The sequence below is a fragment of the uncultured Tateyamaria sp. genome (assembly GCF_947503385.1).
GTDB lineage: Bacteria > Pseudomonadota > Alphaproteobacteria > Rhodobacterales > Rhodobacteraceae > Tateyamaria.
In genome coordinates, this window is record NZ_CANNDO010000001.1 from 1,091,297 (window position 1) to 1,104,950 (window position 13,654).

At 60.5% G+C, this 13,654-nt stretch carries 15 protein-coding genes; 9 read left to right on the forward strand and 6 right to left on the reverse strand.

What is annotated here, in order from left to right; all coding sequences use genetic code 11:
• Positions 1-12 precede the first annotated feature (12 nt).
• The 4 genes from Q1A85_RS05310 (at position 13) to Q1A85_RS05325 (ending at position 3,315) form a co-directional block, all read left to right on the forward strand.
• Positions 13-885 (forward strand): F0F1 ATP synthase subunit gamma, encoded by an 873-nt coding sequence (locus Q1A85_RS05310; protein ID WP_299686125.1) that lies wholly within the window; start codon positions 13-15, stop codon positions 883-885.
• A 19-nt stretch (positions 886-904) separates the two neighbouring features.
• On the forward strand, positions 905-2,329 hold the full coding sequence (gene atpD, locus Q1A85_RS05315; RefSeq protein WP_299686127.1) for a F0F1 ATP synthase subunit beta: 1,425 nt from the start codon (positions 905-907) through the stop codon (positions 2,327-2,329).
• Positions 2,330-2,415: 86 nt separating this feature from the next.
• The gene (locus tag Q1A85_RS05320; protein ID WP_299686129.1) at positions 2,416-2,826 is read left to right on the forward strand and encodes a F0F1 ATP synthase subunit epsilon; all 411 of its coding nucleotides are present in this window, start codon (positions 2,416-2,418) and stop codon (positions 2,824-2,826) included.
• Positions 2,827-2,964: 138 nt separating this feature from the next.
• Entirely contained in the window at positions 2,965-3,315 is a 351-nt protein-coding gene (locus Q1A85_RS05325) for an H-type lectin domain-containing protein (protein WP_299686352.1), read from the forward strand.
• A gap of 63 nt (positions 3,316-3,378) precedes the next feature.
• Here the strand turns inward: Q1A85_RS05325 and Q1A85_RS05330 are convergent, their stop codons facing one another.
• The 3 genes from Q1A85_RS05330 to Q1A85_RS05340 are packed head-to-tail and all read right to left on the reverse strand — an operon-like array spanning position 3,379 to position 5,724.
• A complete protein-coding gene (locus tag Q1A85_RS05330) occupies positions 3,379-4,113 on the reverse strand; it encodes an amino acid ABC transporter ATP-binding protein (protein WP_299686131.1) in 735 nt (244 codons plus the stop codon).
• Entirely contained in the window at positions 4,100-4,909 is an 810-nt protein-coding gene (locus tag Q1A85_RS05335) for an amino acid ABC transporter permease (protein WP_299686133.1), read from the reverse strand. Before Q1A85_RS05335 ends, Q1A85_RS05330 begins: the two co-directional genes overlap by 14 nt.
• Positions 4,906-5,724 (reverse strand): ABC transporter substrate-binding protein, encoded by an 819-nt coding sequence (locus tag Q1A85_RS05340; protein WP_299686135.1) that lies wholly within the window; start codon positions 5,722-5,724, stop codon positions 4,906-4,908. Before Q1A85_RS05340 ends, Q1A85_RS05335 begins: the two co-directional genes overlap by 4 nt.
• A gap of 240 nt (positions 5,725-5,964) precedes the next feature.
• On the opposite strand from Q1A85_RS05340, the gene Q1A85_RS05345 reads away from it, so the two are divergent.
• From Q1A85_RS05345 to Q1A85_RS05355, 3 genes are read left to right on the forward strand one after another with little or no spacing between them, the layout of a single operon-like run.
• Positions 5,965-7,260: a sulfatase-like hydrolase/transferase gene (locus Q1A85_RS05345; protein ID WP_299686137.1), complete on the forward strand. Its 1,296-nt coding sequence runs from the start codon at positions 5,965-5,967 to the stop codon at positions 7,258-7,260.
• Positions 7,261-7,269: 9 nt separating this feature from the next.
• The gene (locus Q1A85_RS05350; RefSeq protein ID WP_299686139.1) at positions 7,270-8,598 is read left to right on the forward strand and encodes a sulfatase-like hydrolase/transferase; all 1,329 of its coding nucleotides are present in this window, start codon (positions 7,270-7,272) and stop codon (positions 8,596-8,598) included.
• 47 nt (positions 8,599-8,645) lie between these two features.
• Complete coding sequence (locus Q1A85_RS05355; protein ID WP_299686141.1) at positions 8,646-9,698, forward strand: fatty acid desaturase; 1,053 nt, start codon at positions 8,646-8,648, stop codon at positions 9,696-9,698.
• A 3-nt stretch (positions 9,699-9,701) separates the two neighbouring features.
• Here the strand turns inward: Q1A85_RS05355 and Q1A85_RS05360 are convergent, their stop codons facing one another.
• Positions 9,702-10,721, reverse strand: a complete 1,020-nt coding sequence (locus Q1A85_RS05360; RefSeq protein ID WP_299686143.1) for a ribose-phosphate pyrophosphokinase — start codon at positions 10,719-10,721, stop codon at positions 9,702-9,704.
• 108 nt (positions 10,722-10,829) lie between these two features.
• Between Q1A85_RS05360 and Q1A85_RS05365 the strand changes: the two genes are divergently transcribed.
• Positions 10,830-11,429, forward strand: a complete 600-nt coding sequence (locus tag Q1A85_RS05365) for a 2-hydroxychromene-2-carboxylate isomerase (RefSeq protein WP_299686145.1) — start codon at positions 10,830-10,832, stop codon at positions 11,427-11,429.
• Positions 11,426-12,226 (forward strand): alpha/beta fold hydrolase, encoded by an 801-nt coding sequence (locus tag Q1A85_RS05370; RefSeq protein ID WP_299686147.1) that lies wholly within the window; start codon positions 11,426-11,428, stop codon positions 12,224-12,226. Before Q1A85_RS05365 ends, Q1A85_RS05370 begins: the two co-directional genes overlap by 4 nt.
• On the opposite strand, the gene Q1A85_RS05375 is transcribed toward Q1A85_RS05370, so the two are convergent.
• Complete coding sequence (locus tag Q1A85_RS05375; protein ID WP_299686149.1) at positions 12,223-12,699, reverse strand: YcgN family cysteine cluster protein; 477 nt, start codon at positions 12,697-12,699, stop codon at positions 12,223-12,225. The genes Q1A85_RS05370 and Q1A85_RS05375 overlap by 4 nt on opposite strands.
• Positions 12,696-13,628: a bifunctional riboflavin kinase/FAD synthetase gene (locus Q1A85_RS05380; protein ID WP_299686151.1), complete on the reverse strand. Its 933-nt coding sequence runs from the start codon at positions 13,626-13,628 to the stop codon at positions 12,696-12,698. The genes Q1A85_RS05375 and Q1A85_RS05380 overlap by 4 nt, the downstream gene beginning before the upstream one ends.
• Positions 13,629-13,654: the final 26 nt, after the last annotated feature.

Below are 13,654 nucleotides of genomic sequence, written 5' to 3' on the forward strand. Positions count from 1 at the left end.
GGAGATCGGGACATGCCCAATCTCAAGGACCTGAAAAACAGGATCGCGTCGGTCAAATCGACTCGCAAGATCACCAAGGCCATGCAAATGGTGGCCGCCGCAAAACTGCGGCGGGCGCAAGAGGCTGCCGAAAACGCACGGCCCTATACCGAGCGTTTTAATGCCGTGATGGCCGGGCTCGCCTCGGCGGCGGCCGGATCCGACAGCGCGCCCAAGCTGTTGTCGGGCACCGGTTCTGACCAGACCCACCTTCTGGTGGTGATGACAGCCGAGCGTGGCCTGTGCGGTGGTTTCAATACCAACATCGCCAAGCTGGCGCGCACAAAGGCTCAACAGCTGGTGGCCGCTGGCAAGACGGTAAAAATCCTCACTGTCGGCAAAAAAGGCCGTGATCAATTGAAGCGCGACTTTGGCGATCATTTCGTCGGTCATGTGGACATGACCGAGGTGAAGAACGTGGGTTATGCGGATGCGCAGAATGTGGCCAAGGATGTCCTTGGGCGCTTTGACGCGGGTGAGTTCGACGTGGCGACGATCTTCTATTCGAAGTTCCAGAACGTTGTGACGCAGATCCCGACCGCGCAACAGGTGATCCCGTTCGAGGTGCCAGAAGACTACGAAGCGCCCGATACGCTTTATGACTACGAGCCGGACGAAGAGGCGATCCTTGCCGATCTTCTGCCGCGTGGCGTGGCCACGGCGATCTTCGCTGGACTGCTTGAAAACGGCGCATCCGAACAGGGCGCGCGCATGAGCGCAATGGACAACGCGACCCGCAACGCGGGCGAGATGATCGACAAGCTGACCATCGAGTTCAACCGCTCGCGTCAGGCCGTGATCACCAACGAGCTGATTGAAATCATTTCCGGCGCGGAAGCGCTGTAAGACACCCGGAGACGAGATAATGGCAAACGCTAAAGGCAAAATCACACAAGTCATCGGGGCCGTCTGCGACGTGCAGTTCGATGACCACCTGCCAGAGATTTTGAACGCTCTGGAAACTGACAACAACGGCAACAAGCTGGTTCTGGAAGTGGCGCAGCACCTTGGTGAGAATACCGTGCGCTGCATCGCGATGGACAGTTCCGAAGGTCTGGTGCGCGGTCAGGACGTGACCGACACAGGTGGCCCGATCATGGTGCCTGTCGGCCCCAAGACACTTGGCCGTATCCTGAACGTCGTGGGCGAGCCTGTTGACGAAGGTGGCCCGGTCGAGGCCGAAGAAAAACGCGCCATCCACCAGGACGCGCCGGAATTTGCCGAACAGTCGACAGAATCAGAAATCCTCGTGACCGGGATCAAGGTTGTGGACCTGCTGGCGCCTTATGCGAAAGGCGGTAAAATCGGCCTCTTCGGTGGTGCTGGCGTGGGCAAGACCGTTCTGATCATGGAACTGATCAACAACATCGCCAAGGTGCACTCGGGCTATTCCGTGTTCGCCGGTGTGGGGGAGCGGACCCGCGAGGGCAACGACCTCTATCACGAGATGATCGAATCCAACGTGATCAAGCCCGACAACCTTGAGGATTCTCAGGTGGCGCTGGTTTATGGTCAGATGAACGAACCTCCAGGTGCGCGTGCTCGTGTGGCTCTGACCGGCCTGACGCTGGCGGAACAGTTCCGCGATGCGTCCGGCACCGACGTTCTGTTCTTTGTGGACAACATCTTCCGCTTTACCCAAGCGGGTTCCGAAGTGTCGGCTCTGCTGGGTCGTATCCCTTCGGCGGTGGGCTATCAGCCGACGCTGGCGACAGATATGGGCCAGATGCAGGAACGGATCACGTCGACCAAATCTGGGTCCATCACCTCGATCCAGGCTGTGTATGTGCCTGCGGACGACCTGACCGACCCCGCGCCTGCGACAACCTTTGCGCACCTTGACGCGACAACCGTTCTGTCTCGCGCGATCTCCGAGCTTGGCATCTACCCCGCCGTGGACCCGCTCGACAGCTCGTCGCGCCTGATGGACCCGCAGATCGTGGGTGAAGAGCACTACAAAGTGGCCTCTGACGTGCAGCAGATCCTGCAACGCTATAAGTCGCTGCAAGACATCATCGCCATCCTCGGGATGGACGAACTGTCGGAAGAGGACAAGCTGACCGTGGCCCGTGCCCGGAAAATCCAGCGCTTCCTGTCGCAGCCCTTCGACGTGGCCAAAGTGTTCACCGGCTCTGACGGTGTGCAGGTGCCTCTCGAAGACACGATTGCCTCGTTCAAGGCGGTTGTAGCTGGAGAATACGACCACCTGCCCGAAGGCGCTTTCTACATGGTGGGTGGCATCGATGAGGTGATCGCCAAAGCCGAGAAGATGGCCGCGGACGCAGCCTGAACGTAAGGCGGGCTTAAGCCCGCCCTACATCTCAATCTCCGGGCGTAGGGCGGGCTTCAGCCCGCCGCCCCTAAGAGGAGAACGACATGCAATTTGATCTGGTTTCGCCCGAGCGCAGCCTCGCCTCCATGGACGCAACATCCGTGCAGATACCGGGTGCTGACGGTGACATGACCGTCATGTCCGACCACGCCCCCACGATTACGACCCTGCGTCCCGGCGTGCTCAAGGTCGAAAGTGGTGGCACGAGCCACGAATATGTGGTGACCGGCGGTTTCGCTGAGATCGGCTCGCAGGGCGTGTCCGTTCTGGCTGAACAGGCTGTGGCCAAGGGTGATATGACCCAGGATCAGCTGGACGCGATGATGGACGATGCGCAGGACAGCTATAACCGAGCCAAGGACGGCGGCAACGTGGATGACGCGGCCAAGCTGCTCGCTGACATGGTTGCCATGGGTGGTGAGATCGGTTTGAGCCCGAAACAGCCAAGCCTCTGACCCTGTCTAGATAAGTCCCTACAGGAACCCCGCTTTGGCGGGGTTTTTTGTTGTCTGCTGTTGCCCCATAAATGGGGACTCCCATTGTTGGCTGGACATGATACTTCGGTGAAACTGGGGAAAAAATACGTTTTTGGCATGAAGCGACTGCGCAATCATTTGGTAGGCATCGATCAGGGTGATACGGTGCTGTTTTCGGATTTTGAGGATGGCGGCGAGATGTGGACCGGACGCGGGCAGCGAGAGCGCCGCAGAAGGGTCGCGTTTTCCGAACCGTTCCGCGATGTGCCCATGGTACATGTGTCGATCTCGATGTGGGATGTGGACAACGAGACCGCCATGCGCGCGGACGTAGCCGCCGAAACAATCACGAAGGACGGGTTCGATCTGGTATTTCGCACGTGGGGTGACACCCGCGTGGCGCGGGTGCGCATGGCATGGCTCGCCATGGGCGAGTTGCGGCAAACGGATGAGTGGGATCTTTACTGACGCGGAGGCTCTGCCCAGTGTATCGGCCCTTCGGGGAGGATTTTTGGGGGACAGAGACGGGGACTAGCGCAGTACGCTGGCCAGAAACCTGCGCGTCCGGTCTCGCTTGGGGTTTGAGAAGATATCTTCGGGCGCGCCTTCCTCGGCGATCACGCCCTGATCCATAAAGACCACGCGATCAGCCACGTCACGGGCAAAGCTCATCTCGTGGGTGGCGAGCACCATGGTCATGCCATCGTTGCGCAACTGGCGCAGGACATCAAGCACCTCGCCGACCAGTTCCGGATCAAGGGCAGAGGTGATTTCGTCCAGAAGCAGGGTTTCCGGGCGCATGGCAAGCGCCCGGATCACCGCGACGCGCTGTTGCTGGCCACCGCTGAGTTGGTCGGGATACTTGTTGATGTGATCGGCGAGGCCAAAACGCTGGAACAGTGCCTCGATCCGCGGACGGGCTGTGTCCGTTTCTTGCAGCACGCGGCGCGGGGCGAGTGCGACGTTTTCATAGGCGCTCATATGGGGGAAAAGGTTAAAGCTTTGAAAGACGATGCCAATGCGTTGGCGTATGGGCCCCAGATCGAACCCCGGTTCTGCGATGTCCACGCCGTCAAGCAAGACCGCGCCATCGTCCACCGGCTCCAACCCGTTCATGCAACGCAGCAGTGTGGATTTCCCCGATCCGGACGCGCCGATCAGGCAGACCAGTTCCCCGGCGCCGATGTTGAGGTCAATGCCGCGCAGCACATGGGCCTCGCCAAAGCTCTTTTCCACGCCGCGCAAGGAGAGCTTAGGATCTGGCATTGCGGTCCTTGTTCAGCAGATAATCGGCATAGCGCGTCGCAGGCACGGTCACGCAGAGGAAGATCACGGCGGCCACCACATAAGGGGTGAAATTCGCCAGCAGGCTTTTGAAGATGCCCGCCTGCCGCAGGATTTCGACCGGCCCGATAAAGCTGAGCAGCGCCACGTCTTTTTGCAGGGCCACAAGCATGTTCATGTTGGCGGGCACAACGCGGCGAATGGCTTGTGGCAGGATCACGTAGCGCATTGTGTCGCGGCTGCTGAGGCCAAGGCAGATGGCCGCGTTGCGTTGGCTGGCGTGGATGCTTTCGATGCCGGACCGCAGCACTTCGGCCACGTAGGCCGAATAGGTCAGCACCAGCGCCACCGTGCCCCAGATGTAGGGTGAGTTCCAGGGCCGCGGCAGGCCGAGGCCCGGTACGCCAAATCCGACGAGATACACCAGCAGCACAACGGGAATGCCACGAAAAAGGTCCACATACACCGCGCCAAAGATGCGCAGCGGAAAGAGCGCTGCGGATTGCGCCCCACGCGCCAATGCGATGGCGAGGCCAAGCGCAAAAATCATGGGCACCGACCAAGCAAAAATGGCCACGTCCAGCAGGAAAGCCCGCAGGAGCGTCGGGAAGGTGTTTACGAAGGTCTCAGCGTCAAAAAACGACCGTTTGACCGCGTCCCAACCGGGTGCCAGCGGCACCAGCACCACAACGAGTACCACGACAATTGCCGTGCTGAGACCTGCGATCATGTTGGCCCGGCGGCGTTGCCGGGCCTCGTAGGCGGCGCGTCTGCTCACTTGATCAGGGGCACGCCTGTCGCTTCTTGCAGCCACTGCGCCTCGATCTCAGCCAACCGGCCGTTTTCAGTCATGACGGCAAGTGCGGCATCAACACATGCCTTGAGCGCGGAGCCCTCGGGCATCAATGCGCCGAATTGATCCGGGTCTTCGGCGGCATTGGGATCGAACTGGCCAAGAATAGCGCCGCCTTCAACCACAACCGCCGACAGGTAAAGCGCGGTCGGAAGATCAAAAAGCGCGGCATCGATCTGACCCGCTTGGATGGCCGCAGTGACGTTGACGTTGTCATCGTAGACCAGCGGGCTTTGATTTGGCTGGATCTGTTCCATCACAACCGGCAGCGCCGTGGTAGAGGCGACGACACCCCATTTCAGCTCTTTGAGAAAATCCATGGTGGGCGATGTGCCACCCGCGGCCATGACCGTCTCGGTGGTCAGAACGGCCTGCGGCGCGGTGTAGTAGGGGGCGGAAAAATCGACCACTTTGTCACGTTCCTCGGTGATCGAATATTGCTGCATGTTGATGTCAAAATTCTTGGCACCGGGTTGGATCGCCTCGTCAAATGACGTGCGCACCCATGTGACCGCATCGGCGGCAAAGCCCATTTCTTCGGCCAGCGCATAGGCTACGGCGGCCTCGAACCCTTGGCCGCTTTCGGGGGCGTCGTCGATGACCCAAGGGTAATAGGCCGGGTTGCCGGTGGCGATGGTCAGCGTGCCGTCGGTCAGGGTCTTGCCAGCGGCGCAGTGCCCGTCGGCCAGCGCTGCCCCGGCGAGGGCGGAAAAAATCGCGGCGGTTAAGACGGTCTTCATGTGGAAACTCCCTTATGCTTTGCGTGAAATCTTGACCAAGCGTGCGGGGCTGTCCACCCCTTACTGCCCGCAGCGTGGGTGCAGGGGACTAGTCTTGGCCAAAATCGCATCACGCTTGTTCGATATCGGGCAAAGGCTTAGTCTGTAGAAAAAACGCGGCAGACCAGACACGAACCGGGCGCAGTGCCGTCCGGGACAGACGAGGCAGGCATGGACCAGACGGCCACGGGCAGAAACATCATGCTCATCACGTTCGATGATGCGGTGGCGTTCTGGAAGTACCGGAATATCTTTGGCGCATCGCTACAAACGCCGAACCTCGACCGTATTTGTGCGCAGTCGACCGCGTTTCATGCGGCCTATTGCCAGTCACCGATTTGTAGCCCGTCCCGCGCCTCGTTCATATCTGGCCAGACACCGCACCAATCGGGCATGACATTGCCCAAAGTGGACATGTTCAAACTGATCCCGCCGGAACGGATGTGGCCGCATCAGTTAAAGAAGAACGGCTATTACACGTCGTCGGGCGGCAAAATTATCCTTGGATATGTGCCGTTGGAAGATCGTATTCACGACGTGCTCTATTGCGACGCGCCCAAGACCTTTCGCAAGGACTGGAAAGTGCCCGACGACATCAGCACCGCGTTGGGTGGGTTCCGGGGTGGCCGGGCGACGGACGATCCAAAGCACGACAAGCGCTATTACGATTTTCAGTCCTCGCGGTCCGCGATCAAGTTCCTGAACGCCTATGACGGCGACGCGCCATTCTACCGTGAGGTCGGGTTTTACGGACCGCATGGGCCGTGGATCACACCACGCCGCTTCAAGGATATGTATAACGAAGACGACTTTGAGGTGCCGCAGGCGTGGAAAGACGGTTTCGCCAAAAGCCCGTTTTTCGATGCGGTGTCCGAGGAAAACTTCGAAGACAAGCCATTGGCCTATTGGCGCAAGAGTGTACGCAACTATTTCTCTGCGATCAGTCACGTGGACTATCATCTGGGCCGCGTCTGGGATGCGCTGAAGGCGTCACGGCACGCCGACAACACGGTGGTTGTTATCGCGTCGGATCACGGCTTGCATCTGGGCGAACGCAACCGGTTCCGAAAACACACCCTGTGGGAGCAGGTGGCCAATGTGCCCATGATCGTGCACGACCCGGCGCAGCCGGTCGGCCATGTGGTCAGTGATCCGGTGGCCTTGCTTGATATCGGCCCAACGGTCATGGACTACGCCGGGCTGCCACCCTTGCCAGATTGTGTGGGCCGCTCGCTGCGCCCCCAATGCGAAGGGGATCGTGTCCCTGACCGTGCGATTTTGACCGTGCGGGGCGACAATGCAGCCATGCGCATGGGCCGGTATCGCTTTATCCGCTACGAAGACGGATCGACCGAATTTTATGACATTGGGCGGGATTGGTGGCAGACTTCGGAATTGGGAACGTCGCACCCGGATTACGCAGATGCCAAAGCGGCGCACGCGGCCTGCTGCGCCGAGTACGGTTTTGATCTTGGTAGATCACGCGCGGCAGCTTAGGACGATGCGATGACTGTGCACACACCCTCTGGCCGCAACATCATGCTGATCACTTTCGATGATGCGGTGGCGTTTTGGAAGTACAAGACGGTGTTCGGTCAGGCCCTACAGACACCGAACCTGGACCGCATCTGCGCACAATCCACAGCGTTCCACGCCGCCTATACGCAGGCCCCAGTGTGCAGCCCGTCGCGCGCCTGTTTCATGTCCGGCAAAGCGCCGCATCAAAGCGGGCTGACCACCCCCTACAAGGAAATCTTTGAAAAGATCCCCCCACAGGAGATGTGGCCGTACCTTTTGAAACAGAACGGTTATTTCAACTCGTCCGGTGGCAAAGTCATGCAGGGCTTTCCGCCCATCGTGGATGACATCCATTCCGTGATCTACTCTGATGAGCCCAAATTCTTTCGCGTGGATTGGAAGGTTCCGCCTGCGATCAGTATGGAATTCGGTGGATTTCGCGGGGGCAAGGCAACGATCAGTGACGCATATGACCGGCGGTTCTATGACTTTCAGGCGTCGAAATCCGCGATCCAGTTCCTCAAGGCGCAGGACGGCACACAGCCCTTCTACCGCGAGGTCGGCTTCTACGGCCCGCATGGACCATGGATCACGCCGCGCCGGTTCAAGGATATGTACGAGGCGGACAAGTTTCGGATGCCCGATGCATGGGGCGACGGTATCGCCGGCCACCCCTATCTCGATCAACACTGGACCGAGAATTTCGACCCGACCCGCGTGAACATCTGGCGCAAGTCGGTGCGCAACTACTTCTCGGCCCTTAGCCATGCAGATTACCATCTGGGTCGGGTTTGGGACGCGCTGAAGGCGTCGGATCACGCGGACAACACGGTGGTGATCATCGCCTCCGATCACGGGATGCATTTGGGCGAACGCAACCGGTTCCGCAAACACACCCTGTGGGAGCAGGTGGCGAACGTGCCGCTGATCGTCCACGACCCCGCGCGGCCTGTGGCACATGTGGTTACGGACCCTGTGGGCCTGATCGACATCGGCCCGACGGTCATGGATTACGCAGGTCTGCCCCCGCTTGAAAACTCAGTAGGTCGGTCGTTGCGGCCCTTGTGCGAATGGGGCCGCGCGCCTGATCGCGCCGTGCCCACAATCCTGCGGGACAATGCAGGCGTGCGCAAAGGCAAGTACCGCTTTATCCGCTACGAAGACGGATCGACCGAGTTCTTTGATCTGGCGCAGGACTGGTGGCAGACGCACAACCTAGGCCCCGATCATCCCGATTACGCCGAGATGGAAGCCGCCCACGCAGAATGCTGTCTGGAATACGGGCTGGACGTCTTGACGGTCGAAGCTGCGGCGTGATCCAAAGGCAATTGACCGGCCCGCACCGCGCCCGCTAGCGTGCGGATATGCGACGTGATTACTCATTGGTCGAGGGCACGCCCAAGCTCTCCAATCCTTCTTGGTTCCGCCCCAAAGTGGACCCGGATCAGATACGTGCGCTCATGCAGAAATCCGACGCCATCGCGGGCCGCGATGCGCTGCTGTGGCTGGGGATCATGGTGGTGAGCGTAGCAATTGCGATTGCGCTCTGGCCATCTTGGTGGTCGGCCCCGTTCTGGTTTGTTTATGGGGTTATGTACGGCTCAGGGTCGGACGCACGCTGGCACGAATGCGGGCACAAGACCGCGTTCAGGACCGAGTGGATGAACCGCGTCATCTACCACATCGCCAGCTTCATGCTGTTCCGCAATCCGTACGTCTGGCAGGCGAGCCATGTGCGCCACCACACTGATACGATCATTGTCGGACGAGACCCGGAGATCCAAGCAATGCGTCCGCCTGATCTGGCCAAGCTCGTGCTGAACGTCTTTGGCCTGATCGACAACTACCACATGATCCGGCGCATGTTCCTTCACGCAGGAGGCCGCCTGCACCCGGACGAGGCCGAATACGTGCGCATGGACGATATGGGCAAGATCACAATGGCGTCGCGCGTCGCGCTCGTCATTCATGGTGCGACGATCGTGTTGGCGGTCGCGATGGGGTCGATCCTGCCGTTGATGGTGATCGGGTTGCCGGCATTTTACGGCGCGTGGCACCGGGTGATGACGGGGGTGCTGCAACATCTGGGCTTGGCCGAGAATGTGACGGACCACCGGCTGAACACCCGCACGGTGCTGATGAATCCGATCAGCCGCTTTATCTACCTGAATATGAACTACCATGTGGAACACCACATGTTCACCATGGTGCCCTACTATCACCTGCCCACATTACACAGGCTGATCGCGCAGGATGTGCCCGCGCCCGAACCGTCCATTGCCGCGGCATTTCGGCGGCTCGTGCCGGTGATGGTCAGACAGCTGCGCTACAAGGATGCCGTGATCGTCTACGATTTGCCGCCCGGTGCCACACCCTATCGACCGGAGGTCGAGGCGCTGCGACCGCACGTGGTCTGAGGGTCACTCCGCCGCGTACATCCCGTCATAGATCGGGCTGAGTGTGTCGGCCTCAAACAGGGACGATACCGACGTGCCGTGCCAGATGTTCAGGATCGCCTGGGCAAAGATCGGGGCCACAGGCACGATACGGATATTTGGCGCTGCCTTGACCGCATCTGTCGGCTGGATTGTGTCGGTGATCACCAGCGATTTCATCACCGACTTGGTCACACGTTCGACCGCAGGCCCGGACATGACGCCGTGCGAAATGTAGGAATGCACCTCTTTGGCGCCGTTCTCCATCAGCACTTCGGCGGCCTTGCACAGCGTGCCCGCGGTATCGACCATATCGTCGATAATCAGACAGACCTTGTCGGTCACGTCGCCGATCACCGTCATCTCGGCCACTTCGCCCGCTTTTTCGCGGCGCTTGTCCACGATCGACAAGGGCGCGCCCAGCCGCTTGGCCAGTTCGCGCGCACGGGCCACGCCGCCCACGTCGGGCGACACAATCATCAGGTCGTCCATGCGGCCCGCAAATTGAGATTTGATGTCCAGCGCAAAGACGGGCGAGGCATAGAGGTTGTCCACCGGAATATCGAAAAAGCCTTGAATCTGTGCCGCGTGCAGGTCCATGGTCAGCACCCGCTCGATCCCCGCACCCACCAGCATGTTTGCCACCAGCTTGGACGAGATCGGAGTGCGCGCTTTGGTCCGCCGGTCTTGCCGCGCATAGCCGAAATAGGGGATCACAGCCGTTATACGTGCCGCCGACGACCGCCGCAGCGCATCGCACATGATCAGCAATTCCATCAGGTTGTCATTCGCGGGGTTCGACGTCGGCTGGATGATGAACATGTCCTCACCGCGCACATTCTCGAACACTTCGACGAAAATCTCACCGTCATTGAACCGTTCGACCCGCGCATCCACCAGACCGGTATGCACGCCCCGGTGCATCGTCATGCGCCGGGCAATCGCCTGCGCCAGTGGCAGGTTGGCATTGCCCGATATCAGTTTTGGTTCCTCGATATTCGGCATCTCATGTCCCCCGCGGCAGCAGTTATTGTGACAGATTCGTGATGTTGACTTCGCTTAGCACGGGCGTACCGTCCCGCGAAACAAAAGACCCCGCAACCGGAGACCAAAATGGCCCATATCGACTACTATTTCGCTACGTTATCCCCGTACACCTACCTTGCCGGGAAACGGTTCGAGGATGTGGCCCAAAAGCATGGGGCCTCCGTCACCTACAAACCGCTGGATGTGATTGCTCTGTTTGGTCGGACGGGCGGGACCCCACCCAAGGATCGACACCCGAACCGCATCGAATACCGTGCGCAGGAACTGGTGCGGCAGGCAAAGAAACATGACCTGCCGTTCAACCTCAAACCTGCGCACTGGCCCACCAATGCGGCACCGTCCTCCTACGCGATTATCGCGGCACAATCTGCGGGGGGCGGCGATCTGGGCGCGCTGGTACACAGCGTGCTGCGCGCCGTTTGGGCCGAAGACAGGGACATTGCACAGGATGACGTGGTCAAGGCGTGCCTCTCCGAAGCCGGATTTGACCCCGGTCTGGCGGACAGCGGGCTGCTGAGCGGGGCGGAAACCTATGCCGCCAACCTCGAAGAGGCCGTGAACGCAGGTGTGTTTGGTGCGCCGTTCTACATCGTGGACGGTGACCAGCGGTTTTGGGGACAGGACAAGATCGAAGACCTCGACGCCCACCTCGCGGGTCGTTTGTGACGCCACATGTCCACCGCCGGACCTTCGGGTCCGGTGCGCATCCCATCCTCGCCATTCACTGTTCACTGGCCCATTCCGGCGCATGGCGGGGGCTGGCCAGAGCGCTCGGGCCAGAGGTCACGTTGCACGCTTTCGATCTGCCAAATCACGGGCAGTCGGGCGATTGGGACGGGACGGGCGACATACACGACGCCGCCACGGCAATGGCCCGACAGGTGATGGACGAGATCGGCGATGGCCCCATCGACGTGATTGGCCATTCTTTCGGCGCGACTGTGGCCTTGCGCCTTGCGGTCGAAACACCCGGGCGATTGCGGCGTGCGGTGCTGTTCGAACCGGTCTTCTTTGCAGCCGCCTGCGTGGATGACCCGGCATTTGCTGCGGAATACACATCTTTCGACTGGGCCCGCGCGACGGCCTATGCCGAGGGCCGGTTGGAAGACGCCGCGCGCATTTTCAACCGCCAATGGGGTGGTGCCGGTACGTGGGACCGCCTGCCTGCCAAAGCGCGCACCTACATGTCCGACCGGATCGGGTTTGTGCACCACAGCACACCATCCTTGATCCACGACAGCGCCAACCTGCTCGGTCCGGGGCGGATGGATCACGCGCATCTGCCGATCCTGTTGATGCGCGGCGCGCTGTCGCCATGGGCGACCAAGGTGAACCACGCCATCGCCCTGCGCCTGCCCTGCGCGACCGAAACCACTGTGGCGCAGGTTGGCCATATGGCGCCCGTCACCGATCCCGAAGCTACCGCAGCACCTGTCCGCACGTTCCTCGGCCTGACAGGTTAGTCGCCCATCGGCTCTTCGATAATGTGATCTTCCCAATCGTCGTCAGCCACGTCGAACTCACTGACCGTACGGTTCCGCATCGACACAGCAGCACGGTGCACCGTCTCCGGATCGCCGGAAATCAGCGGATGCCACTCCGGCAATGCCTTGCCCAGATGCAGCAACCGGTAGGCACAGGTCTGCGGCAGCCAATACATGTGTTCTGCGATGGTGGATGGTTTCAGCACAATGCAATCGGGCACAAACTGGTGGCGAATGTCGTATTGGGCGCAACGGCATGTGGCATCGTCCAGCAACCGGCACGCCACGCGGGTCAATGCGACCTCGCCGCTGTCCTCGTCCTCCAGCTTGTTCAGGCAGCATTTGCCACAGCCGTCGCACAGCGCTTCCCATTCGGCGGGGGTCATCTGGTCCAGCCGCTTTTTGTCCCAAAAGCGCGCAGGCAGGCCCTTGCGGTCAATCGGGTCGTTCATAGCTCCGCCAGAATGCGCCGCGCAGCGGCGCTGTCCCGATCCATTTGTTCGATCAATGTGTCGACGGACGCAAAATGCTCTTCGCCCCGCAAATGTGCCACCAGCGCGACAGAGACAGCAGCACCATAAAGATCGCCGGAAAAATCAAAGACAAAGGTTTCCAGATTTGGCGTGTTCACACCAAACATCGGGCGCACGCCCAGTGATGCGACGCCGTGATAGGACCCGGCATGGGGTCCGTCCAGCACGTCAAACAGAACCGCATACACCCCGAAGGCGGGCAGGTGCAGACCATCCACCGACATGTTCGCGGTCGGATAGCCCAGCTTGCGCCCGCGCTGTTCACCACCAATCACCGGTCCTTCGATCCGGTGCCAGTGCCCCAGCATCGCCGCTGCATCCTGTGGCTTGCCATCGCTCAGGGCCTGACGGATCGCGGTGGAGGAAACGGTCTTGTCCGACCGCTCCAGCAATGGCGCAATGGTCACGCCAAAGCCCATCTCATCGCCAAAGCTCTGCAAGTCCGCCGCCGTCCCGGCGCGGCCTTTCCCAAAACAGAAATCAGCCCCCACAACCACATGGCGCAACCCAAGCCCCTGCGCCAGAACGTCATGCGCAAAGGCACGCGGCGTCAGACCGGCCAGTTCCGCGTTGAACGGCAACTCATAAAGCCGGGCAACCCCCAGCTTCTCCAATCGGCTTGCACGTGCCGCAGGCCCCATCAAACGGAAATCTGGCGCGTCCGGCGCAAAGTAACTGCGCGGATGCGGCTCAAAGGTGAGAATGCCCAAAGGTGCTTCCGGTTCCGCCGCCCGCGCAAGGTCGATCACCGACTGGTGGCCAACATGCACCCCGTCGAAATTCCCGATTGCCACCGAAGCCCCACGGTCGGCGGCATCCACAAACTGATAGTCCCGGACAATCCGCATGTGCCTTGCCTAGCCGCGCCCATCCG

Excerpts from the sequence above, each read along its gene's own strand:
- atpD (WP_299686127.1), top strand. The coding sequence starts at position 905 with ATGGCAAACGCTAAAGGCAAAATCACACAAGTCATCGGGGCCGTCTGC.
- Q1A85_RS05355 (WP_299686141.1), top strand. The coding sequence starts at position 8,646 with ATGCGACGTGATTACTCATTGGTCGAGGGCACGCCCAAGCTCTCCAAT.
- Q1A85_RS05325 (WP_299686352.1), top strand. The coding sequence starts at position 2,965 with ATGAAGCGACTGCGCAATCATTTGGTAGGCATCGATCAGGGTGATACG.
- Q1A85_RS05345 (WP_299686137.1), top strand. The coding sequence starts at position 5,965 with ATGCTCATCACGTTCGATGATGCGGTGGCGTTCTGGAAGTACCGGAAT.
- Q1A85_RS05310 (WP_299686125.1), top strand. The coding sequence starts at position 13 with ATGCCCAATCTCAAGGACCTGAAAAACAGGATCGCGTCGGTCAAATCG.
- Q1A85_RS05380 (WP_299686151.1), bottom strand. The coding sequence starts at position 13,628 with ATGCGGATTGTCCGGGACTATCAGTTTGTGGATGCCGCCGACCGTGGG.
- Q1A85_RS05330 (WP_299686131.1), bottom strand. The coding sequence starts at position 4,113 with ATGCCAGATCCTAAGCTCTCCTTGCGCGGCGTGGAAAAGAGCTTTGGC.
- Q1A85_RS05375 (WP_299686149.1), bottom strand. The coding sequence starts at position 12,699 with ATGAACGACCCGATTGACCGCAAGGGCCTGCCTGCGCGCTTTTGGGAC.
- Q1A85_RS05365 (WP_299686145.1), top strand. The coding sequence starts at position 10,830 with ATGGCCCATATCGACTACTATTTCGCTACGTTATCCCCGTACACCTAC.
- Q1A85_RS05320 (WP_299686129.1), top strand. The coding sequence starts at position 2,416 with ATGCAATTTGATCTGGTTTCGCCCGAGCGCAGCCTCGCCTCCATGGAC.
- Q1A85_RS05360 (WP_299686143.1), bottom strand. The coding sequence starts at position 10,721 with ATGCCGAATATCGAGGAACCAAAACTGATATCGGGCAATGCCAACCTG.
- Q1A85_RS05340 (WP_299686135.1), bottom strand. The coding sequence starts at position 5,724 with ATGAAGACCGTCTTAACCGCCGCGATTTTTTCCGCCCTCGCCGGGGCA.
- Q1A85_RS05350 (WP_299686139.1), top strand. The coding sequence starts at position 7,270 with ATGACTGTGCACACACCCTCTGGCCGCAACATCATGCTGATCACTTTC.